Origin of the sequence: Micromonospora sp. NPDC002389 (genome assembly GCF_040296095.1) — a bacterium.
In the GTDB taxonomy this organism is placed as follows: Bacteria; Actinomycetota; Actinomycetes; order Mycobacteriales; family Micromonosporaceae; genus Micromonospora.
Map to the genome: position 1 here is coordinate 421,017 of NZ_JBEOWP010000005.1, position 20,823 is coordinate 441,839.

Consider the following 20,823-nt stretch of genomic DNA (forward strand, 5'->3'; position numbering starts at 1 on the left):
GTGTCAGCCGAGCAGGGGTTCCAGCCAGCGGTGGAAGGAGTCGAGCTCGGTGGGGTGGGTGGTGCGCCACTGCTCGGGCACGGCCCGGGTCCGCCCGGCCACCTCGGCCAGCGGCACCGGGTCGTACCCGACGTCGTACGAATCGCCGGGCCGGCGGTGCAGCCCGACCATGACCCCGCCGACGCCCTCCGACAGCAGCCGGGCCGCACGCCGCCCGACCTCGGCGGCCTCGCGTCGGTCGGGCTCGGAGGCGAGGGAGGCGGCACTGCGCTGCGCCATCCCGAGCACCTCGCCCCGCGCGGCGACGCCGAGTCGCTCGCCGACGGTGCGGGCGAGCACCCGGGAGACGCCGCCGAGCAGGATGCGGGTGTGGTTGGCCGCCTCGAACGGCTCGTCGGTCAGCTGCGGCGCGGCGCCCTCGCTGACCACGACGAAGGCCCGACCGTGGGTGGTCAGGGCGTCGGCGACCCGGTCCAGGAAGACGGTCGTGTCGAACGGGACCTCCGGCAGCAGCACCAGGTGAGGTGCGTGTGCCGGGTCGTCGCCGTGCCAGGTCGCGGCCAGCGCCAGCCAGCCCACCGAGCGCCCCAGGGTCTCCACGATCCGGACCTGCTCCACCCCGGCCATCGCCGCGTGGTCGCGGGCCAGGTCCGGGACGATGCGGGTCAGGTACCGGGCGGCCGAGGCGTACCCGGGGCTGTGGTCGACGCCGACCAGGTCGTTGTCGACCGTCTTCGGGATGCCGACGGTGACCAGCGGCCGTCCCCGCTCGGCGGCCCGCTCGCCGAGGGCGTGCAGCAGGGCCATGGTGCCGTTGCCGCCGATCAGCGACACCCCGTCGACCTGGTGCCGGTCGAGCGAGTCCAGCGCGGCGTCGAGGTCGGCGACGGTCACCGCCCGGCGGCCCGCGCCGAGCCAGGACCCACCCCGGCGGGTAGCCGCCACCGGCACGTCCGCCCGGGTGACCTCGGTGAACGCCCCGCTCACCAGGGCGTCCGGCCCGCCGCGCAGGGCCAGCACCGAGTGCCCGTCGGCAGCCTCCAGGAAGCCACGGAGGCTGGCGTTGACCACGGCGGTCGGCGCTCCGGTCTGTCCGATCAGCAGGCGCATGGTCAGCCCTCGACCGGCCTGGTCGCCACGCTCTGGAAGCTCTGGAACGCTTCGAGGCCGGGACGTCCGCCCTCGTAACCGAGGCCGGAGTTGCCGAGCCCGCCGAAGGGCACCCACGGAGTGTTCGGCGTACCGGTGTTGACGCCGACGATCCCGGCCCGCAGCCGACCGGCCACCGCGCGGGCGGCGTCGACGTCGGTGCCGCAGACGTAGCCGGCCAGCCCGTACCCGGTGGCGTGGTGCAGGCGCAGCACCTCGGCGAGATCCCGGTAGACACGCACCGGCGCGACCGGCCCGAAGATCTCCTCGGTCATCGCACGGCAGTCGGCCGGGGCGTCCAGCAGCACGGTGGGGGCGGCGAAGTGCCCCGTCGTGGGCAGACCGGCGTCGGTGGTGACGGCACGAGCGCCCCGGGCGACCGCGTCGGCGACGATCGCGGCCATCCGGGCGGGGTCGTCGGCCGGGGCGAGTGGCCCCAGGTCGGTGGCCGGGTCGGTGGGATCACCGACGCGCAGCGCCCGGGTGGCGGCGACGAACGCCTCGGTGAACTCATCGGCCACCTCGGCGGCGACGAAGACCTGGTTGGCGGCGATGCAGGACTGACCGTTGTTGCGGTACTTGGCGACCACCAGGGTCTCGGCCGCCGCCGCCGGATCGGCGTCGGGAAGCACCACGAACGGCGCGCAACCACCCAGTTCCAGCACGGTACGCAGGAAGTGCGGGGCGGCCTGGGCGGCGACCAGCTTCCCGACCCGGGTGGAGCCGGTGAACGACACCACGCGCACCGCCGGGTCGGCCAGCCAGAGGTTCACCACGTCCTCGGGAGTGCCGAGGACGGTGGAGAGCAACCCCTCGGGCAGGTGCCGCGCACAGACCTCGGCCAGCACCAACGACGACAACGGAGCGAGTTCGCTCGGTTTGAACAGCACCGGCGCCCCGGCCGCCACCGCCGGGGCGATCTTGCGGGCCGGGATGGAGACCGGGAAGTTCCACGGGGTGAGTACGGCGGCCACCCCGAGCGGCCGGGTCCGCACCTCGTGCCGGATCCCCGGCACCACGTCGAACCGCTCGGCCGACTGCGCTTCCACCAGCTCGGCGGTGATCCGGAAGTACGCCACCGTGAGCCCCAGCTCGGCCCGGGCCTCGGCGAGTCGTTTGCCGGTCTCCCGGGTGATCAGGGCCGGCCACTCGTCCTCCCCCGCGAGTTGCTCGACGGCGTCGGCAACGGCCCGCAGCGCGGCGGCCCGTTCGGCGACCGGGCTGTCCGCCCAGCCGGCGGCGGACTGCTTGGCGGCATCGAGGGCGGCAGCGGCCTCGGCCGCCGCACCGAGGGTCACCTCAGCGAAGGCGACGCCGCTGGCCGGGTCGTGCACGGCCAACCGCGCGCCACCGGCGTCGGCGTGGCCGGCGATCCGCACGGCGGTGTCGGCGGCGAGGACCTGCGAGACGATGGGGTCGGTCACGGTAGCTGCTCCTCGTAGCGGTCGAGCTGGTCAGGGTCGAGGTCGATGCCGAGGCCGGGCTGGTCCGGCACCCGGACGGTGCCGTGATCGGTGAGCAGCGCATCGGCGGCAGCGCGCAGCGGGTTGGAGCGGATGTCCCACTCGACGAGTCGGGTGGCCCGGCTGGCGGCGGCGGCGCAGACCGTCGCGGCGGTGGCGACAGCGCCGTTGTACAGGTGCGGATTGACGGTGTGCCCGGTGGCGGTGGCGGCCGTCCGGACGGCGAGGAACTCGGTGATTCCGCCGACCTTGCTCAGATCGGGTTGGACGATGCGGACCGCGTCGTCACGCAGGTACGGCGTGAAGGCCGCCGCGCCGTAGAGGTTCTCCCCGGTGGCCAGGGGCATCCCGGTGCGGCGGGTCAGCTCGGCCAACTGCTCCGGGCGGTCACCGGCGAGCGGCTCCTCCAGCCAGGCCACCCCCAGGTCGGCCAGGGCGGGCGTGACGTCCAGCGCCTCGTCGAGCGACCACGCCTGGTTGGCGTCGGCGAAGACCTGCGCGTCGTCACCGAGGACCCGGCGGGCGACGCGGACGTTGGCCAGGTCGGTCTCGGCACCGAAGCCGACCTTCACCTTCACGGCGGTCAGGCCGAGGGCGGCGCAGCGTTCGGCGGTCTCGACGACCCCGGTCGGGCCGAGGCTGGAGCCGTAGACCGGCACCTCGGTGGGCGGCTCGGGGTGGTCGGCGAGCAGCCGGGTGAGACTCACCCCGGCGTGCCGGGCGGCGAGGTCCCACAGGGCCAGGTCGACACCGCTGACGGCCTGGTGGATCGGGCCGGGCGCGCCCCACTGCCGGCCCAGCGGTCGCAGTCGACGCAGCAGCGTCCGGTGGGCCTCGGCGGTGTCGGTGAAACGCCGACCGACCAGGAGCGGGGCGACGCCTTCGCGGATCGTGGCGATCCGTTCCCGCCAGGCCCAGGAGGGATAGTTGGCCCAGGTCTCGCCCACGCCCACCGAACCGTCGGCGAGCTCGACCTCGACCAGGATCATCACCCGGTGGGTCAGCGGGGCGAAGGACATGGCGATCTTCTCGTCGGGGCGGGCCCGCAGCACCCGGCAGCGCACGGCGGCCACGGCGACGTCCGGCAGCGCCGCCGGTGACGGCACGGTGGCCGCCGGTACGGAGGTGGGCTCCCACACGGCTGCGGACGTTCGGATCATTGTTCCCTCTCTCACAACTGCCACCAAGGTGCATGCAATCTTGGAGGCACGTGAAGTCCACGTCAAGGGCCCGTAACAAATGTGTTGCCTGTTGAGCGGGGCAGAGCCGCGATTCCGCCACGCCACGACCCGGCGCAGCAGACGGCCGGTCGAGTGCGGCCTGTGGTCACGGCCCGTCGGTCGAGTGCAGCCGGCCGGTGGTCACCGTCCGGCGCAGGTCACCGGCCGCGAATCAGCGCGGGGCAGTGCGAAGCGGACCCGAGCGCGAGTCGACGCGGCGCAGGCCGGAGCGCGAGTCGGGCAGCGCAGGCCGGAGCCCGGGTCGGCGCAGCGCGGGTCGGGGCGGCGGTGGTCAGGCGCGGACGAATCGGGTCCCGGCGCGCCGGGCGGCGTCGGCCACGGCCGGCGGCAGGTCGACGTCGGTGACCAGGGTGTCGATCCGGTCGAAGGCGCAGACCCGGACCGGGGCGCTGGCGTCGAACTTGCTGCCGTCGGCGACCAGGACCACCTCGTCGGCGATCTCCATCACCGCGTGCTTCGCGGTCAGCTCCACCTCGGAACGCACGTAGACGCCACGGGCGTCCACCGCGCTGGCGCCCAGGAAGAGCATCCGCACCCGCATCCGCTGCAGCAGATCCAGTGCGGCGAAGCCGACCATCGCCTGGTTCTCGTGCAGCACCTCGCCGCCGAGGCCGATCACCCGAACCCGAGGTCGACCCAGCATCTGCGCCAGCACCGGAACCGAGTGGGTGACCAGGCAGCCGTCGAAGTCGTCGGGTAGGCAGTGCGCCACGGCGGCTGCGGTCGTACCGCTGTCCACGCCGATCGTGTCGCCGGGAGCGACAAGCGCCGCGGCGGCGCGGCCGACGACGAGCTTGGCCTCGGGATTGACCTGCGCCCGGTGCAGATAGCTGGGGCCTGCGGCACCACCGGGAGGCAGGCTGACCCCACCGTGGACCAGCACCGCCTCGCCCCGCTCGGCGAGCCTGCGCAGGTCACGACGGACGGTCATCGGGGAGACGCCGAGTTGCTCGGCGAGGTCGGTCACGGAGAGGAAGCCCGACCGGCGCAGCGCCGCCATGATCTGGGTCCGGCGCTGTGGCGCGCCGTCGTAGCGCAGGGACTCCAAGGTCACGCCGGGCGCCTTCCTCTCGGGCGAATGGGTGAAGTCTAGAGCACCAACCCATCTGGTTGATTTCTAACAACGGATGTTAGTTTTACCATCCGTTGTTATGCCTTCCCGGGAGGATGAGCTGTGACCGACTTCCCCACCTCAAGCCTGGCCCGCCCCTCCGGCGGTTACGCGATGCTCGCCGTCGACCAGCGTGAGGCCCTGCGGGCCATGTTCGCCGCCCACCAGTCCGCTCCCGTCACCGACCAGCAGTTGACCGACTTCAAGGTGACCGTGGCCCGGGTGCTCAGCCCGTACGCCTCGGCCCTGCTGGTGGACAAGCAGTTCGGCTGGGACGCCGTGGTGGCCAGCGGCGCCGTCGCCCCCGACTGCGCCCTGATCGCCGCTGCGGACGCCTTCACCGGCAGCGCCACCGAGTTCGTCGCCGACGTGGCGATCGACCCCGCCGTCGTCCCGGCCACCGTCCGCGCCGAGGGCGCCAAGGCCCTCAAGCTGCTCCTGCTCTGGCGTCCGGACGAAGACCCCGAGGGCCGGATCGCGCTCGCCACCGACTTCATCGAGCGGTGCCGCAAGCACGGCCTGGTCAGCATCATCGAGCCGGTCAGCCGGGGCCCGCGCGACGGCGGCGAGTACGACCACGAGGCCGGCATCCACGCCGCCGCCCGGGAACTCGGCGCGCTCGGGGCCGACCTGTACAAGGCCGAGGTCCCCACCCACGGCAAGGGCACCGAGGCGGAGATCCTCGCCGGCTCCCAACGGCTCACCGAGGTCATCGACAGCCCCTGGGTCGTCCTCTCGTCCGGCGTACCGGCGGAGCGCTTCGGCACGGCCGTGCGGACGGCCTGCCGGGGCGGAGCCTCCGGCTTCCTGGCCGGACGTGCCGTCTGGGCCTCGGTGATCGGCAGCCCCACCCTGGAGTCGGACCTCTCCACCGTCTCCGCCGACCGGCTGCGCCGACTCGCCGACCTCGTCGACGACGCCGTAACCCGCTGAGCCGTGCCGGTCGGCGATCTGCTCGCGGTGGTCGCCGTGGCGCTCGGCGCCACGGCGCAGCGCCTCACCGGTCTGGGATTCGCGCTGGTGGCGGCCCCCTTCCTGGTGGTCCTGCTCGGGCCGCACACCGGGGTCACCCTCGCCAACGTCCTCTCCATCGCGATCTGCCTGATCGTGCTCGCCGGGACCTTTCGACACCTGGAACGGCGCCTCGCCGCGACCCTCGCCGCCGGTGCCGTCATCGCCGTGCCGCTGGGCGCGCTGGTGGTCCGCACCCTGCCCACCCCGGTGCTGCTGATCGGGGTGGGCACGCTGACCGCCGGCTCGGTGCTCTGGGTGGTCGCCGGGCGGGAACTGCGGCTGCTCCGCCGTCGCGGTGGAGCCGTCGTCGCCGGTCTGGCCTCGGGCTTCTGCAACACCACCGCCGCCACCGGCGGCCCCCCGTTGGCGGTCTACGCCGCCAGCACCGGCTGGCCGCAGCGCGCCTTCGTGCCCAGCGTGCAACTCGTCGGACTGGTGAGCAACGGGCTCTCGGTGGCCGCGAAGGGACCGCCGGCGGTCTCCCTGCCCTTCATCGCCATCTGTGGGGTGGCGATGGCGGCCGGGTTGCTCGGCGGGCAGTTCCTCACCCGACGGGTCAGTGAGGCCCAGGCACGCCGGGTGATGCTTCTGCTGGCCCTCGGCGGCAGCCTGCTCGCCGTCGGCAAGGGGGTGACCTCGCTGTGACCGGACGCCAGGGCACCGAATCCACCCTCGCGCCCGCCGACCCGGACGACGTACCCCGCGCCGACGCGGTCCGCCGACCCGGGCGACTCTTCGCCGTCGGCACCGACCCCGATCCCCGGTTCACGTTGGCCAACGAGCGCACCTTCCTCGCCTGGATCCGTACGTCACTGGCGCTCTTCGCGGCCGGCATCGCCCTGGAGGGCCTGAACCTGCCCATCCACCCGGGCTACCGGCTCGCCGCCGCCGTGCTCCTGATCGCACTCGGCACGCTCACCCCGGCCCACGCCTGGTTCGGCTGGCTGCGCACCGAGCGGGCACTGCGACTGAGCCGGGGACTGCCGCCGCCGACCAGCATGGCGGTGCCGCTCGCCACCGGGCTGCTGACCGTCGGAGTCCTGCTCACCGTCGGTCTGCTGCGGTGAGCAGAGCGGGCCTGCACGTCGAGCGGACCAGACTGGCGTGGCGTCGTACCGCCGCCGCCTACGCGTTGGCCGCGCTCGTGGTCGGTCGGATCCTGGCGTTCGACCTGGGGCACGCCGCATTGGCGTTCGCGGCCCCGTTCGCCGCGGTGGCGCTGCTGGTGATGATCGGACCGCTGCCTCGTCGGGCCTCCGCGGCCCGGGTTCCCCGCCGAGCCCCTACCGCTCTGCCGGCCGGGCCCGCACCGCCGACCGCACCGGCGCCCGTGTTGCTCGCGCTGGTAGCCGCGATGACCGCCCTCGCGGGGCTGGGCGGGGCGATCGCCGTGCTCCTGGCATGACCGAACACGTCGACCGTCGTCACACGAGTCGTGTCCACGGGAGACCTCGCCGTCCCGCGCACGCGACGGACGCCCGCGCTGACCGAACCCGCCCTACGCCGCCGCCCGGTCGACGAGCGCCGCGCCGCGTGAGCCGGGCAGGGCGCGCGCCGCGTGAGCCGGGCAGGGCGCGCGCCGCGTGAGCCGGGCAGCGCGCGCGTTACGTGAGTCGAGCAGGGCGGACGGAGATCAACGCGCGCCGTAGGCGCGGATGAAGGCGCGTACGCCGTCGATCATGGTCTTTCTGACCCGGTCGGGATCGACGCGGGCCGGGTCGGGCTGCTGGTTGTAGGCCAACAGGACGGTCAGCGCGAAGAGGTGCTCGGTGGCCAGACGCGGGTCGTCGGTCTCCAGCAGACCGGCCTCGGCGAAGCCGGCGACGTACTCCGCCATCAGCTCCTCGGCCACGTCGGTGGACACGTCGTCGCTGGCGCTGGGGGTACGCAGGCGCTCCTGGGCGGCGAGGGCGAAGGCGGCGGCGTAGTCGGCGGAGCCGACCATCGTCGTGCCGAAGTCGACGAGCAGTGCGGTCATGGCCTGTTCGAGTCGGGCGACCGTGGTGATCGGCACCTCGGCGGAGAGGTGCTCGTCAAAGGCGCGCTGCGCGGAGGCCAGCAGCGACTCGGAGGCGTCCGCGAGGATGGCCAGGAAGAGGTGACGCTTGTCGCCGAAGTAGTCGTAGACGGTGGCCTTGGAGACCTTCGCCTCGGCCGCGACGGCGTCCATGCTCACCCGGTCGACGCCCTGCCGGACGAACAGCTCCCGCGCCGCCGCGAGGACCGCCTTCCGCTTCGCCGCCGACCTCTCCCGCATCGGCTTCTCCATCTGACCTGCGCCCACGGACCGCGCTCCTCGTGATCGTCGTGCCCCACCCGCCTGAACTCTGAACTATACCGTTCAGTCTTGTCTAACCATACTGAACCGTTTAGTTTGGTTTCGGGTCGGCCATGACGCCACCACCCGACGGAGAGAACGTGAGAGATCCATGCCCAAAGCACCAGCCGTGTTGGGAACCATCGCCGAAGCCCTGCTCGGACGCACCGGCCGCGTCGAAGACGTCATCGAGCCCTTTCCCGGCTTCCTCGACGTGAGCCTGCGCGCAGACCCACCACAGGGCGGCTGGCACCCCACCCAGGAACTCCAGTTCCGCGTCACTCCCACCCGCAGCCGCCGATACAACGTCCGCACCGTCGACCCCGGCCACGCCGACCGCATCGGTCTGCTCATCGCCACCCGCGCGACCGGACCGGGCACGACCTGGGCGAAGCAACTGCGCGCAGGAGCCGAGACCACCATCCTGGCGGGCCGGCACATCCCCTTACGGCTGCCCGGGACCCGGCGGCTCTATCTCGGGGACAGCTCCGCCCTCGGCACGATCGACGCCCTCACCCACGACCGCACCGGTCACCTCGTGGCCGTCGAAGTCCCGCCGGCTGCCGTCGCGGCACTCGCACAGCGATGGCCCCGCCACCACTTCATCCCCGCCACCCCACTGCCGGGCGACGCGCTACAGCACTGGCTGGACGCGACGACCGACGCCGGCACCCTCGACGGCATCGACGGCGCCCTGTTGCTCGGACATGCGCAGTCCCTGCAGCGCCAACGCAGACACCTCCTCCAGCACCAGGTGCTCCCCCGGCGAGCCATCGTCACCAAGCCGTACTGGGCAACCGGCAGAGAGGGCCTGTGACCGATCACCGTGGCCGAGGATTGCGCGGCGCTGTCCACCGAGGCCGGGCCGCACCGACTTGCGGCGGGTCGCGCCCGCCCGGCCCGCGGGCCGCGTGTGGCGTCCGCCGGTACGGGTAGACGAGTCGCACGGCACGTGACACCGCGTGTGGTCACCCGCTGGGACGGGAGGGACGATGAAGGTCAGGAGTTCGTTGCGGTCGTTGACGCGGAAGATGAACTCGATCGTGGTCCGCCGTCGGGGCAAGGTCGTCGTGGTCAACAAGAAGGACCCGCGCCAGAAGGCCCGACAGGGCTGACATTCCCCGCCACCCCGGAACGCGACATGGCGGTGCAGACACCGTACGACAGGAGGCGACCGTGAGCTACAGAGCGCGCGACGGCGAGCAGCCGGTCGATCCGGAGCACGCCGAGGACGCGGCTGGTCAGGTACCGCTCGTCCAGGTCGAGGCGGACACCGACGTGCCCGCGCCGGACGACACCGACGTACGGCCGGACCTGGTGACCGAGGACAACGGGTCGGGGATGACCGGCGGCTCCTCGGGCAGCAGTGGCGGCGGCTCCAGCATGCCCGGCCACCCCGACGCCTCCCACTGACGCGAGCCGGCGGATGCCTCAGCACGGCCGTCACCACGACACCGGGCACGCCGCACACGACAGGCACGCCGGCCACGACAAGCACGCCGGGCACGCCGGCCACGACAAGCACGCCGGGCACAGCAAGCACGACAAGCACGCCGGGCACGATCCGGAGGCGTTCCGCCGCAAGTTCTGGCTGAGCCTGGCGCTGACCGTGCCCGTCGTGCTCACCAGCCCGATGGTGGTGGACTGGTTCGGCTACCGGGTGGACTTCCCCGGCGTCGACCTGGTGGGCCCGATCCTCGGCACGGTGGTCTTCGGCTACGGCGGCTGGCCCTTCCTCCAGGGCGCGGTACGCGAGCTCCGGGACCGCGCCCCCGGGATGATGCTGCTGATCGCGATGGCGATCACGGTCGCGTACGTGGCGTCGCTGGCCACCGCGTTCGGCGCGTTCGACCTGGACTTCTGGTGGGAACTGGCCGCGCTGGTCACCATCATGCTGCTCGGACACTGGCAGGAGATGAAGGCGATCGGCCAGGCCCGAGGTGCCCTGTCGGCGCTGGCCGCGTTGCTGCCCGACGACGCGGAACGCCTCGACCCGGACGGCCGACCGCAGGCGGTCACCGTGGCCGACCTGCGCGTCGGCGACCTGGTCCTGGTCCGGCCGGGCGGCCGGGTGCCGGCGGACGGGCAGATCGTCGACGGCGCGGCCGAGCTGGACGAATCCATGATCACCGGGGAGTCGCGGCCGGTGTCCCGCTCGCTCGGCGACCGGGTGGTGGCCGGCACGGTCGCCACCGACGCGGCACTACGGGTACGGGTCGACGCGGTCGGTGACGACACCGCGCTGGCCGGCATCCAACGGCTGGTGGCGCAGGCACAGCAGTCCAGCGGACGGGCGCAGGTGCTCGCGGACCGGTTCGCCGCGTGGTTGTTCTACATCGCCACCGCGACCGCCCTGGTCACCCTGCTGGTGTGGACGGTGCTCGGCAACCTCGACCAGGCGGTCGTCCGTACGGTGACGGTGCTGGTCATCGCCTGCCCGCACGCGCTCGGCCTGGCCATCCCGCTGGTGATCGCACTCTCCACGGCGGTCGCCGCGAAGGGCGGCATCCTGGTCAAGGACCGGCTGGCGCTGGAGCGGATGCGCACGGTGGACACCGTGCTGTTCGACAAGACCGGCACGCTGACCCGTGGCGAACACGTGGTCACCGACGTCGCCGCCACGCACGAACACCGCCCGGCAGCGGGCCACGCCGGAAGCCGCCGCCCGGACGACACCGGAGGCGACCGGTCGGACGGGACCGGTGACGGTGAGCGGGACGTACTCGCCATCGCGGCGGCGGTGGAGGCGGACAGCGAGCATCCCCTGGCCCGAGCCATCGTGGTCGCTGCCGACCGGCAGGCGGACCGGCGGACGGCGACCGGATTCCGGTCGCTGACCGGCCGGGGCGTCCGCGCCGAGGTGGACGGGGTCACGTACGCGGTCGGTGGGCCGGCGCTGCTACGCGAGTTCGGGGTCACCGTGCCCGACGACCTCGCCCGACGGCAGCGGGACTGGTCCGATCGCGGCGCGGCGGTGCTGCACCTGCTGCGGGTGCAGGGCGACGGGGCACGGGTGCTGGGTGCGCTGGCCCTGGAGGACGAGGTACGCCCCGAGGCCCGGCAGGCCGTCGCCGACCTGCGTGCACAGGGCATCCGCAAGATCGTGATGATCACGGGTGACGCCTGCCCGGTGGCTGAGGCGGTCGCCGCCGACCTCGGGTTCCGCCCCGGCGAGGACGAGGTATTCGCCGAGGTGCTGCCGGCCGACAAGGACGACACGGTGGCGGACCTGCACCGACGCGGACTGCGGGTGGCGATGGTCGGTGACGGGGTGAACGACGCCCCGGCCCTGGCCCGCGCGACCGTGGGCATCGCGATCGGCGCGGGCACCGACGTGGCCATTGAGTCGGCCGGGGTGGTGCTCGCCTCGTCCGACCCGCGCGGCGTGACCGGGGTGATCCGGCTGTCCCGCGCCGCGTACCGGAAGATGATCCAGAACCTGGTCTGGGCCGCCGGCTACAACGTGGTCGCGCTGCCGCTCGCCGCCGGGGTGCTGGCCTGGGCCGGAGTGGCGCTGAGCCCGGCGGTCGCGGCGGTGCTGATGTCCGCCTCCACCATCGTGGTCGCGCTCAACGCCCAACTGCTGCGCCGGGTCCGACTCCGGCCGCAGGACCAGACGGGTGCGCGGCTCCGGCCGCAGGATCAGAGCGGTGCGGCCGGGTAGGCACGGGTCTCGGCGGCCTTGACCGCCGCCCAGACCGGTTGGCCCGGGGTGAGCGCGAGCTGCGCGGCGGCGGCCGGCGTGACGTCGGCGGCCACCTCGATCGGGCCGGTGAGCTGGATACGCAGGTTGTCGCCGTGCCGCTGCACACCGGTGATGGTGGCCGGCCAGGTGTTGCGCGGACTGCCGTCGGGCTGCCGTGGATGCAGCGCCACCGCAGACGGTGGGAACGCCACGAACACGTCGCCGTCCTGTGGGTCACCGGCGGTCAGCCGGAAGCCGTCGGCGAGCCGGACCTGATGCCCGCTGGCCTGCCCCCGGTACAGGTTGAGCCCGACCAGACGGGCCACGTAGTCGGTGCGCGGTTGGGCGGTGATGGTGGCGGCGCTGCCCTCCTGCACGACCTCACCGTGCTCGACGATGACCAGCCGGTCGGCGAGCACCAACGCGTCGAGCGGGTCGTGCGTCACCAGCAGGGTGGCTCCGGTGTGCGCGGCGAGGTGCCGCTGCAACTGGGCGCGAGTGTCGAGCCGGGTCCCGGCGTCGAGCGCGGCCAGCGGCTCGTCGAGCAGCAGCAACGCCGGTTCCACCGCCAGCGCCCGGGCAAGGGCGACCCGCTGGGCCTGCCCGCCGGAGAGCTGCCGGGGCTTGTGCCCGGCGTGTGCGGTCAACCCCATCCGGGCCAGCCAGCCGGCGGCCAGGCTGCGTGCCTGCCGACGGTTAAGGCCCTGTCGGCGCGGGCCGAACGCGACGTTGTCCAACGCGGTGAGGTGCGGAAAGAGCAGGTAGTCCTGGAAGACCACGCCGACGGACCGGCGCTCGGGTGGGGTCCAGATCCGCCGCTCCGGGTCGTCGAGGTCGCGGCCGTCCAGGGTGAGGTGTCCGGCCGAGAGCGGGAGCAGCCCGGCGAGCGTACGCAACGCGGTGGTCTTGCCGGCCCCGTTGGGCCCGAGCAACGCGACCACCTCGCCGGGGCCGATGGTCAGCGGCAGGTCCAGCCGGAAGTCGCCGCGCGCCACCGTCAGGTGGGCGTCGAGCAGTGGCGACCCGGCGGCTGGTCGCGGTGGCGACCCGGCGGCTGGTGGCGGTGGCGGTGGCGGGGCGGTCATGGCGAGCTGATCCACCGGTCGCGCAGGCAGGCCAGGATCACGACGGAGACGGTGAGCAGGATGAGGCTGAGCACGATCGCGGCCTCCAGGTCGGTCTCCAGCGCCAGATAGACGGCCAACGGCATGGTCTGCGTCCGGCCGGGATAATTGCCGGCGAAGGTGATGGTGGCACCGAACTCGCCCAGCGCACGGGCCCAGCAGAGCACCGCCCCGGCCGCGATGCCGGGTGCCACGAGCGGCAACGTGACGTGAGTGAAGGTGGTCCACCGGCCGGCACCGAGCGTGGCGGCGGCCTCCTCGTACCGGGTGTCCGCGCCCCGTAACGCCCCCTCCACCGCGATGATCAGGAAGGGCATGGCCACGAACGCCTCGGCGAGCACCACCGCCGTGGTGGTGAACGGCAGCGTGATGCCGAACGTGCTGTCCAGCCAGGAGCCGACCAGCCCGCGCCGACCGAAGACCAGCAACAGCGCCACGCCCCCGACCACCGGAGGCAGCACCAGCGGCACGGTGATCAGGGCGCGCACCACCCGGCGGCCGGGGAACGACACGCGGGCCAGCAGCCAGGCCAGCGGGATGCCGAGGACCAGACAGAGCAGGGTGGCCAGCGAGGCGGTCTGCACCGACAGCCGCAACGCGGTCAGCACGCCCGGTTCGGTGAGTCGCTGCGGCAGCGTGCTCCACGGTGTCCGGGCCAGCAGCCCGACCAGCGGCAGCACCAGGAAGACCATCCCGAGCGTCGCGGGCACCAGCAGGGCGATCGGAATCCGCCCGGTGCGCCGGGTACGGGTGGGCACGCTGGTCACCGACTACGGCGCCTGGAATCCGGCCTCGGTGAGCACGGCCTGCCCGGTGTCGGAGCGGACGTACTCCACGAAGGCCCGCGCGGTCGTCGCGTTGCGGGCCTCCTTGAGCACCAGGATCGGGTAGTCGTTGATCGCCCCGGCCGACTCGGGGAACTCGACGCCGTCGACGTCCGCGTCGGCGGCCCGCGCGTCGGTCCGATAGACCAGCGCGGCGTCCACCTCGCCCAGCCGCACCTTGGACAACGCGGCCTTCACGTCCTGCTCCAGGGTGACCGGGGTGAGCGCCACGCCCGCCGCGTCCAGCACCGTCCGCGCCGCCGCCCCGCAGGGCACCTGCTCGGCACAGAGGGCCACCTTCGCGCCGGGTCTGGTCAGGTCACTCAGCCCGGTCACCCGGTCGGGGTTGCCCTCGGGTACGGCGATGACGAGCTGGTTGCGCACGAAGGTGACCGGCTCGCCGTCGCCGTTGCCCGCCTCGGTGACGGTGGCCATCGGGGCGGGGGCGGCGGAGGCGAACACGTCGGCGGGTGCGCCCTGGTTGATCTGGGTGGCCAGCGCGGAGCTGCCGGCGAAGCTGAACGTCACCTTCACGCCCTGGTGGGCCGCTTCGAAGTCCCGCCCGATCCGGGTGAACGACTCGGTCAGTGACGCGGCGGCGAAGACGGTCAGCTCACCGCCGATCCCGGTGCCGCCGGTCGGCGGGTCGACGGCGTCCTCGGCGCATCCGCCGAGCAACGCGAGTGCGGTGACGGCGGCCAGCAGGCGTACTGCTCTCACGAGTGGGCCCTCCCTCTGCTGCCGGCCGCCACGGCGGGCTTCTCCACCACGACGGTGGTCGACTTGATCACTGCTTCCGCTACCGACCCGACCTCCAGGCCGAGGTGGTCGACCGCTTCCCGGCTCATCAGCGAGACCAGCCGGAACGGCCCGGCCTGGATGTCGACCTGGGCCATCACCGCGTCCTTGGCCACGGCGGTGACGATGCCGCGCAGCCGGTTGCGTGCCGAGGACTCGTCAGCCCGCCCGCCGGGTTCGGCGGCCTGGGCGCGGACGAACGCGGCCAGCTCGACGCCGTCGATCACCCGGTGGCCGTGCTCGTCACGGTCGGCGGTGAGCCGACCGGCGTCCACCCAACGACGCATGGTGTCGACGCTGACCCCGAGCAACTCGGCCGCCTCACCCATCCGGAACATCGTCACGGACGGATCGTAACGGCCGCAGGTGCGGCTCGAAAGACCCGATCACGGCCGCATCCACGATGACTTTTGCCCGTTCACTGCCGAACCTGCCGCGTCGGGGGGCCCACCGTGATCCGGGTTACCTCGCGGTCCGGAACTTCCGAGACGTCGGAGCCGACCAAGCTCACGAGATCGCTCATCGAGGGGAAGCCCATGCCCAGCACCGCCTCCCGCCGGCTCGTTCGCCCGGCACTCCTGCTCACCGGCGTCGTCCTGGCCGCCGTCGTCGCGGGCTGCGGCTCGTCCGACGACGCGTCGACCGCCGCCCCCGGCCCGTCGGCCACCCCGGCCGCCGCCGCGCCGAGCGAGGCCGCCGGCGTGCTGGGCGTACGCGACCCGTGGGTCAAGGCCGCCGACGACGGCATGACCGCGGCGTTCGCCACGCTGGTCAACGACGGCACCACCGACGTCACCCTGACCGGCGCCAGCACCGAGGTCTCCCCGATGGAGGTGCACGAGATGGCCATGCGGGACGGCAAGATGGTCATGCAGGCCAAGACCGGCGGTGTGGTGATCAAGGCCGGTGGCGAGCACAAGCTGGAGCCCGGCGGCGACCACCTGATGCTGATGAACCTGACCGCACCGGTCAAGGCCGGTGACGAGCTGGTCATCACGCTCACCTTCGCCGACGGCCGGACCCAGACGTTCACCGCCGTGGCCAAGCCGTTCACCGGCGCGCAGGAGAGCTACGCCCCGGGGCACGGCGAGCCGATGCCGCACACCTCCCCCAGCCCGGCGTCGTGACCCCGACCCGTCGGCCGGTGAGCCGGCGCGGACTGCTCACCGGCGGCGCCCTGGCCGCCGGCGGCACGCTGGCCGGTGCCGCCGCGGTCGCCGTCGGCCGGGACGACCCACCGGCGGTACGCCCCGAGCCGGTGGCGGTCACCGTCGGCGCGGCGGTCGAGCCGTTCCACGGCGTACACCAGTCCGGGATCACCACCGAACCCCAGTCGCACGCGGCATTCGTCGCCTTCACCCTGCGCCCCGGCACCGACCGGGCCGCCCTCGGCCGGATGCTGCGACTGCTCTCCGACGACGCCGCCCGGCTCACCCAGGGCCGTCCGGCGTTGGCCGACACCGAGCCCGAACTGGGTCTGCTGCCCGCCCGGCTCACCGTCACCTTCGGCTTCGGCCCGGGTCTGTTCACCGCCGCCGGCCTCGACGACCGCCGCCCGCCCTCGGTCGCCGACCTGCCCGCGTTCCGGATCGACCGGCTGCAACCCCGCTGGTCCGGCGGGGACCTGCTGGTGCAGGTGTGCGCCGACGACCCGATCACGGTCGCGCACGCCCAGCGGGTGCTGGTCAAGGACAGCCGTCCGTTCGCCACCGTCCGCTGGGTCCAGCAGGGTTTCCGGCGGGCCGCCGGTGCCGAGCCGGGCCGCACCCAACGCAACCTGTTCGGCCAGCTCGACGGCACCGCCAACCCGAAGCCGGGCGCCCCGGTGGAGACTGCGGTCTGGGTGCCCGACGGCCCGGACTGGCTGCGGCACGGCACCACGCTTGTGGTGCGGCGGATCAGCATGGACCTGGAGACCTGGGACCTGCTCGGGCGCGTCGACCGGGAACTGGCCGTCGGCCGGCGACTGGGCGACGGCGCGCCGCTGACCGGGGCGGACGAGCACGACGAGCCGGACTTCGCCGCCCTCGGCCCGGACGGGCTGACCGTGATGCCGGACTTCTCCCACGTCACCCGGGCCCACGTCACCGACGACCGGTTCCGGATCCTCCGCCGTCCCTACAACTACGATGGAACACCGGCCGCCGACGGCACCGCCGACAGCGGACTGATCTTCGCCTCCTACCAGGCCGACATCGACCGCCAGTTCCTGCCCATCCAGCGGCGGCTCGCCGAGCGGGACCTGCTCAACGAGTGGGTCACCCCGATCGGTTCCGCCGTCTTCGCCGTCCCGCCGGGGTGCCCGGAGGGCGGCTGGATCGGCCGGCAACTGCTCGACTGACGAGGAGAATCACCCGCATGTCCACCCGCCTCCGCCACCGGGTCACCGCCGCACTGGCCGCCTCGCTGCTGGCCGCCACGACGCTGCTCGCCACTCCCGCCTCCCCCGCGTACGCGCACAACGTGCTGACCAAGGCCACCCCGGCGCAGGACGCCGAGGTCACCAAGGCGCCGACCAAGGTCACCCTCCAGTTCCTCCAGCGACTGAACCCGGACTACACCACGATCACGCTCAGCGACGCGGACAAGGAGAAGGTGGCCACCAGCGAGCCGGAGGTGGACGGCACCAAGGGCACGATCACCATCGACGAGCCGCTGGTCAACGGCGTCTACACGGTGGCGTACCGGATCGTCTCCGCCGACGGGCACCCGGTGCAGGGGTCGTACGAGTTCACCGTGGCCGACCCGACCGCCACCGCCGAGCCGACCCCGACCCCGAGCCCCACGCCCAGCCCGGAGCCGACCGAGACGACGCCGTCGGCCGCACCGACCGTCTCCGCCAGCCCCGCCGCGAGCGGCACCGACGACGACTCGGCCCCGGTCGGGTTGCTGGTCGGCGCTGGGGTGCTGGTCATCCTGGCCATCGGTGCGGCGGTGTTCCTGCTGCGCCGTCGCCGCACCGCAGGGTAGTTCGGTCCCGGCTCAGCGCAACAGCACCGGCCCGGCGTCGATCCGGGTCCGGAACAGCGCGTACGGCTTGCGGCGCAGGTCCTCGCCGCGCTGGTAGGTGGCCTGCCGGTGGAGTTGGTTCGCGGTCACATAGAGGTGCCCGTCGACGGCCACCGACATGGTGTCCGGCCAGAGCAGGCGGGGATCGTGCACCACCGTCTCGTAGTCGCCGTCCCTGCGGCGGCGGAGCACCGCGTTGTGCTCGTACGAGGTCAGGTAGATCCGGCCGGCGTCGTCGCTCTCCAGGCCGTCCGACCCGGTGCCCTTGTCGCCCTCGTGCCGCACCGTGGCGGCCACCTCGTCCTCGCCGCGCGAGACGTCCACGAGGGCGTCGGTGGCCACGCTGTACCACTGACGTGAGGCGAGGGCACAGTAGTAGAGCCGGGTTCCGTCGGCGGAGATGGCGATGCCGTCCGAGCCGACGGTGACCGGTTTCGGCGGCCCGTCCGCCGGCCGCTCCAGGAACGGCCGGCCCTCCACCACCGGCCGGAAGCGGGACAGCGGCTCCGGCTTGGTGGACGGGTGCTCGTGCAGTCGCCGCCACGAGACGCCCGTGTCGAGGTCCACCACGATGATCCCGTTCGCCCCGACGACCGCCGAGTCGGTGACGTACGCGATCCCGGCGGCACCGAGACGCAGGTCGAACCGTACGTCGTTGAGGTAGGTGGTGGGCAGCGCCACGTCCGGCGGAAAGGTGATCACCTGGGCGACCGTGTCGGTGGCCAGGTCGACGCGGACCAGTTTGGGGCCGCCGGGCCGGGTCGGCTGGAACCTCGGGCTGCCGGTGTCGAGCACCCAGAGCCGGTCGGCCGGATCGACCACGATGCTCTGCACCGAGACGAACGCCCCCGCGTCGTCGTCGCCCGGCTGGTTCCATTCCGGGTCCGGGTACGGCACCTCGGCACCGTCGCGCAACTCGACCACCGTGGCGGGGACCTCGTCGCCCCAGCGGGGAAAGTTGACGAAGATCCGGCCGGTGTGCGACACGCTCACCCCGGTCGGCATCGGCCCGGTGAACGCATGGACCAGTTCCAGCTCGCCGACGGGCTCGTCCGACACCGGTTCGCTCATGCGCCGCTCCTGACTGTCTGTGCCAGGTCCCGTTCCCGCCGCCGGAGGCGACAAACACGAGGTCGTGCGCTCTGTCCCGGCCCGCCGATCGCCCCGGCAGACCACCCGGGTCAGGCGTCGGTGCTGTCCGAGGCAGGCGCGGAGTACGGGCGCGGACCGGGCACCCGGTCGACCGGGGCGTACCCGGCCGCCTGGAGGGTGAACAGGTCGGCGTAGCGGCCGGCGGCGACCATCAGTTCGTCGTGGGTACCGGCCTCGACCAGGCGACCGTGATGCAGCACGAAGATCCGGTCGGCATGCCGGACGTTGGCCAGCCGGTGCGTGATGAGGATCGTGGTCGCCCGCCCCTGCCGGTCACGGATCGCCTGGAACAACGCGTCCTCCGCCCTCGGGTCGAGCGCCGAGGAGGGCTCGTCCATCACCAGCAGTTCCGCGTCGCGGAGAAACCCACGGGCGGCGGTGATCCGCTGCCACTGGCCGCCGGAGAGATCCTGCCCGTTGGCGAAGGTCCGGTCGAGCAGCGTCTCGTACCCGTACGGCAACTCGCGGATCATCTCGTCGGCGACCGCGCGGGCCGCCGCCGCCTCGATCCGGTCCTGCCGCACCTCGCCCTCGATGTCGCCGATGGCGATGTTCGTGGCGGCGGTGAACGGCCACTTGTGGTACTCCTGCGTGACCACCGCGATGCGATCCCGCAGGCCGTCGCGGTCCCACTCGGTCAGGGCCCGCCCGTTCCACCGGATCGCCCCCTCGGTGGGGGTACGCAGGGAGGCGATCAGCGCGGCGAGCGTGCTCTTGCCGGAACCGTTCTCCCCGACGAACGCCACGGTCTGCCCCGCCTGGACCCTCAGCGTCACCCGATCGACGGCCAGGTCGTCCCGGTCGGGGTAACGCAGGCTCACCCCGTCGACGGTCAACTCCCGCAACCGCTCCGGCGGCACGGCGGCCACCGCCTCCGGCAGGTACCCGGCCGCCCGGGTCATGAAGCCGGTGTAGTCGCGGAAGTGCTGGCCCTCGGTGTATACCTGGTCGATCTGGTAGGTGATCATCGAGAGCGAACGCTGGGCCGCCTGCACCGCGATGACGCAGGTCGCGGCGGCGGCGAGCGGGATCTGCCCGTCGATGAGCAACAGGCCGAGCAGGACGTAGACCAGGCCGGTGGCGACACCGCCGATCACCGACCCCACCGTGGTGGTCGTGGTGACCCGACGGGCCAACGCGAGCTGGATGTCGGTCTCCACCGCCATCACCCGGTCGTGCTGGTCGAGCAGGAACCGGCGCAGCCCGTACGAACGCAGTTCCGGTGCCGAGTCCCGCTCGGCCATCAGTCGGTGCAACAACCACATCCGCCGTCGCCGCACCGACCCGGCGATGTAGGTCCGGTAGTGCAGGTGGCCAGCGCGCAGCGACGCCCAGGTGTTCGGCACCGTGGCGACCAGCAACGCCAGCAGCAGCAACGGGTGGATCACCACCACGGCCACCGCCACCGCCGCCACCCCGACCAGCCCGGCGAGCAGGTTCATCGAGGCCGGCACCAGGTCGACCGCCGACTCGGTGCCCCGGGACGCGCGTTCCATGTCGTCGGCGAACGCGTCGGCGTCGAACGCCTCCAACCGCACCGCCGTGGTCACCTCGAACAGGCCCCGCTCCACCTCCCGGCTGACCCGGGGCGTCAGGCCGTTCAACGCGTACCCGGTGGCGATCGCCATGCCGGACCGCACGGCGGTCGCCGCCGCCAGCACCGCGAGCGCCGGCAGCGCGGCCACCACCTTGTCCCCGGTCGGCCCACCGGCGAACAGCTCCACCAGCACCCGCTGCGTCGCCAGCAGCCCGAACGCTGACATCACCCCCGCGCCGACCGTCGCCACGGCCACCACCGAGGTACGCGCCCGGTCGGCCCGCCAACTGATCCGCAGCGCCGCCCAGACCAGCTTGGGGAGTTCGGCGAAGACGGCGAACAGGCCGGCCTCCGTGCGGGCCCGCATCCCGGTCTCCCACCATGTCGTCCGCATCTCGG

Annotated in this window: 22 protein-coding genes; 11 read left to right on the forward strand and 11 right to left on the reverse strand. The window is 73.1% G+C overall.

All coding sequences use genetic code 11. The features are described 5' to 3' along the window. Positions 1-3: 3 nt before the first annotated feature. The 4 genes from ABT008_RS12660 to ABT008_RS12675 all read right to left on the reverse strand — a co-directional run bounded on the left by ABT008_RS12660 (position 4) and on the right by ABT008_RS12675 (position 4,907). A complete protein-coding gene (locus ABT008_RS12660) occupies positions 4-1,110 on the reverse strand; it encodes a 6-phosphofructokinase (RefSeq protein WP_350696059.1) in 1,107 nt (368 codons plus the stop codon). Positions 1,111-1,112: 2 nt separating this feature from the next. Then, complete coding sequence (locus ABT008_RS12665) at positions 1,113-2,573, reverse strand: aldehyde dehydrogenase family protein (protein ID WP_350696061.1); 1,461 nt, start codon at positions 2,571-2,573, stop codon at positions 1,113-1,115. Further along, positions 2,570-3,772 carry a mandelate racemase/muconate lactonizing enzyme family protein gene (locus ABT008_RS12670; protein ID WP_350696063.1) on the reverse strand — a complete coding sequence of 401 codons (1,203 nt, stop codon included), beginning with the start codon at positions 3,770-3,772 and terminating at the stop codon, positions 2,570-2,572. The genes ABT008_RS12665 and ABT008_RS12670 overlap by 4 nt, the downstream gene beginning before the upstream one ends. A gap of 352 nt (positions 3,773-4,124) precedes the next feature. Further along, positions 4,125-4,907, reverse strand: a complete 783-nt coding sequence (locus ABT008_RS12675) for a DeoR/GlpR family DNA-binding transcription regulator (RefSeq protein WP_350696065.1) — start codon at positions 4,905-4,907, stop codon at positions 4,125-4,127. 120 nt (positions 4,908-5,027) lie between these two features. On the opposite strand from ABT008_RS12675, the gene ABT008_RS12680 reads away from it, so the two are divergent. Genes ABT008_RS12680 through ABT008_RS12695 form a run of 4 tightly spaced genes read left to right on the forward strand, consistent with a single transcriptional unit; the run spans position 5,028 to position 7,383 of the window. Next, on the forward strand, positions 5,028-5,897 hold the full coding sequence (locus ABT008_RS12680; protein ID WP_350696066.1) for a hypothetical protein: 870 nt from the start codon (positions 5,028-5,030) through the stop codon (positions 5,895-5,897). Between the two features lie 3 nt (positions 5,898-5,900). Then, positions 5,901-6,623 (forward strand): TSUP family transporter, encoded by a 723-nt coding sequence (locus tag ABT008_RS12685; protein ID WP_350696068.1) that lies wholly within the window; start codon positions 5,901-5,903, stop codon positions 6,621-6,623. Next, entirely contained in the window at positions 6,620-7,045 is a 426-nt protein-coding gene (locus tag ABT008_RS12690; protein WP_350696070.1) for a YidH family protein, read from the forward strand. The genes ABT008_RS12685 and ABT008_RS12690 overlap by 4 nt, the downstream gene beginning before the upstream one ends. Then, positions 7,042-7,383 carry a DUF202 domain-containing protein gene (locus tag ABT008_RS12695; protein WP_350696071.1) on the forward strand — a complete coding sequence of 114 codons (342 nt, stop codon included), beginning with the start codon at positions 7,042-7,044 and terminating at the stop codon, positions 7,381-7,383. The genes ABT008_RS12690 and ABT008_RS12695 overlap by 4 nt, the downstream gene beginning before the upstream one ends. A 228-nt stretch (positions 7,384-7,611) precedes the next feature. Here the strand turns inward: ABT008_RS12695 and ABT008_RS12700 are convergent, their stop codons facing one another. Continuing rightward, positions 7,612-8,262 carry a TetR/AcrR family transcriptional regulator gene (locus tag ABT008_RS12700; RefSeq protein ID WP_350696073.1) on the reverse strand — a complete coding sequence of 217 codons (651 nt, stop codon included), beginning with the start codon at positions 8,260-8,262 and terminating at the stop codon, positions 7,612-7,614. A 163-nt stretch (positions 8,263-8,425) separates the two neighbouring features. On the opposite strand from ABT008_RS12700, the gene ABT008_RS12705 reads away from it, so the two are divergent. From ABT008_RS12705 to ABT008_RS12720, 4 genes are all read left to right on the forward strand, one after another. After that, positions 8,426-9,112 (forward strand): ferredoxin reductase domain-containing protein, encoded by a 687-nt coding sequence (locus tag ABT008_RS12705; RefSeq protein WP_350696074.1) that lies wholly within the window; start codon positions 8,426-8,428, stop codon positions 9,110-9,112. 175 nt (positions 9,113-9,287) lie between these two features. Continuing rightward, the gene (locus ABT008_RS12710; protein ID WP_131051346.1) at positions 9,288-9,410 is read left to right on the forward strand and encodes a 50S ribosomal protein L36; all 123 of its coding nucleotides are present in this window, start codon (positions 9,288-9,290) and stop codon (positions 9,408-9,410) included. A gap of 61 nt (positions 9,411-9,471) precedes the next feature. Next, positions 9,472-9,708: a preprotein translocase YidC gene (locus ABT008_RS12715; protein ID WP_350696075.1), complete on the forward strand. Its 237-nt coding sequence runs from the start codon at positions 9,472-9,474 to the stop codon at positions 9,706-9,708. A 13-nt stretch (positions 9,709-9,721) separates the two neighbouring features. Next, positions 9,722-11,959 (forward strand): heavy metal translocating P-type ATPase, encoded by a 2,238-nt coding sequence (locus ABT008_RS12720; protein WP_350696076.1) that lies wholly within the window; start codon positions 9,722-9,724, stop codon positions 11,957-11,959. On the opposite strand, the gene ABT008_RS12725 is transcribed toward ABT008_RS12720, so the two are convergent. Genes ABT008_RS12725 through ABT008_RS12740 form a run of 4 tightly spaced genes read right to left on the reverse strand, consistent with a single transcriptional unit; the run spans position 11,938 to position 15,070 of the window. After that, positions 11,938-13,065, reverse strand: coding sequence for an ABC transporter ATP-binding protein (locus ABT008_RS12725; protein ID WP_350696078.1), 1,128 nt, complete (start codon positions 13,063-13,065; stop codon positions 11,938-11,940). The genes ABT008_RS12720 and ABT008_RS12725 overlap by 22 nt on opposite strands. Then, a complete protein-coding gene (locus ABT008_RS12730; protein ID WP_350696079.1) occupies positions 13,062-13,862 on the reverse strand; it encodes an ABC transporter permease in 801 nt (266 codons plus the stop codon). The genes ABT008_RS12725 and ABT008_RS12730 overlap by 4 nt, the downstream gene beginning before the upstream one ends. Positions 13,863-13,874: 12 nt before the next feature. After that, entirely contained in the window at positions 13,875-14,648 is a 774-nt protein-coding gene (gene modA, locus ABT008_RS12735) for a molybdate ABC transporter substrate-binding protein (protein ID WP_502890412.1), read from the reverse strand. Further along, positions 14,645-15,070, reverse strand: coding sequence for a TOBE domain-containing protein (locus tag ABT008_RS12740; RefSeq protein WP_350696081.1), 426 nt, complete (start codon positions 15,068-15,070; stop codon positions 14,645-14,647). Before ABT008_RS12740 ends, modA begins: the two co-directional genes overlap by 4 nt. A gap of 192 nt (positions 15,071-15,262) precedes the next feature. On the opposite strand from ABT008_RS12740, the gene ABT008_RS12745 reads away from it, so the two are divergent. The 3 genes from ABT008_RS12745 to ABT008_RS12755 are packed head-to-tail and all read left to right on the forward strand — an operon-like array spanning position 15,263 to position 17,696. Next, positions 15,263-15,853 carry a copper chaperone PCu(A)C gene (locus ABT008_RS12745; RefSeq protein ID WP_350696083.1) on the forward strand — a complete coding sequence of 197 codons (591 nt, stop codon included), beginning with the start codon at positions 15,263-15,265 and terminating at the stop codon, positions 15,851-15,853. After that, on the forward strand, positions 15,850-17,067 hold the full coding sequence (locus tag ABT008_RS12750; RefSeq protein WP_350696084.1) for a Dyp-type peroxidase: 1,218 nt from the start codon (positions 15,850-15,852) through the stop codon (positions 17,065-17,067). Before ABT008_RS12745 ends, ABT008_RS12750 begins: the two co-directional genes overlap by 4 nt. A gap of 17 nt (positions 17,068-17,084) precedes the next feature. After that, positions 17,085-17,696, forward strand: a complete 612-nt coding sequence (locus ABT008_RS12755) for a copper resistance CopC family protein (protein WP_350696086.1) — start codon at positions 17,085-17,087, stop codon at positions 17,694-17,696. Between the two features lie 12 nt (positions 17,697-17,708). On the opposite strand, the gene ABT008_RS12760 is transcribed toward ABT008_RS12755, so the two are convergent. Next, a complete protein-coding gene (locus ABT008_RS12760) occupies positions 17,709-18,806 on the reverse strand; it encodes an L-dopachrome tautomerase-related protein (protein ID WP_350696088.1) in 1,098 nt (365 codons plus the stop codon). Between the two features lie 110 nt (positions 18,807-18,916). Further along, on the reverse strand, positions 18,917-20,818 hold the full coding sequence (locus ABT008_RS12765; protein WP_502890420.1) for an ABC transporter ATP-binding protein: 1,902 nt from the start codon (positions 20,816-20,818) through the stop codon (positions 18,917-18,919). Between the last annotated feature and the right edge of the window lie 5 nt (positions 20,819-20,823).

What these genes read in the sequence shown, in the direction of transcription:
- ABT008_RS12720 (WP_350696076.1), top strand. Translation starts at nt 9,722, where the DNA reads ATGCCTCAGCACGGCCGTCACCACGACACCGGGCACGCCGCACACGAC.
- ABT008_RS12765 (WP_502890420.1), bottom strand. Translation starts at nt 20,818, where the DNA reads ATGCGGACGACATGGTGGGAGACCGGGATGCGGGCCCGCACGGAGGCC.
- ABT008_RS12755 (WP_350696086.1), top strand. Translation starts at nt 17,085, where the DNA reads ATGTCCACCCGCCTCCGCCACCGGGTCACCGCCGCACTGGCCGCCTCG.
- ABT008_RS12710 (WP_131051346.1), top strand. Translation starts at nt 9,288, where the DNA reads ATGAAGGTCAGGAGTTCGTTGCGGTCGTTGACGCGGAAGATGAACTCG.
- ABT008_RS12725 (WP_350696078.1), bottom strand. Translation starts at nt 13,065, where the DNA reads ATGACCGCCCCGCCACCGCCACCGCCACCAGCCGCCGGGTCGCCACCG.
- ABT008_RS12670 (WP_350696063.1), bottom strand. Translation starts at nt 3,772, where the DNA reads ATGATCCGAACGTCCGCAGCCGTGTGGGAGCCCACCTCCGTACCGGCG.
- ABT008_RS12660 (WP_350696059.1), bottom strand. Translation starts at nt 1,110, where the DNA reads ATGCGCCTGCTGATCGGACAGACCGGAGCGCCGACCGCCGTGGTCAAC.
- ABT008_RS12745 (WP_350696083.1), top strand. Translation starts at nt 15,263, where the DNA reads ATGCCCAGCACCGCCTCCCGCCGGCTCGTTCGCCCGGCACTCCTGCTC.
- ABT008_RS12760 (WP_350696088.1), bottom strand. Translation starts at nt 18,806, where the DNA reads ATGAGCGAACCGGTGTCGGACGAGCCCGTCGGCGAGCTGGAACTGGTC.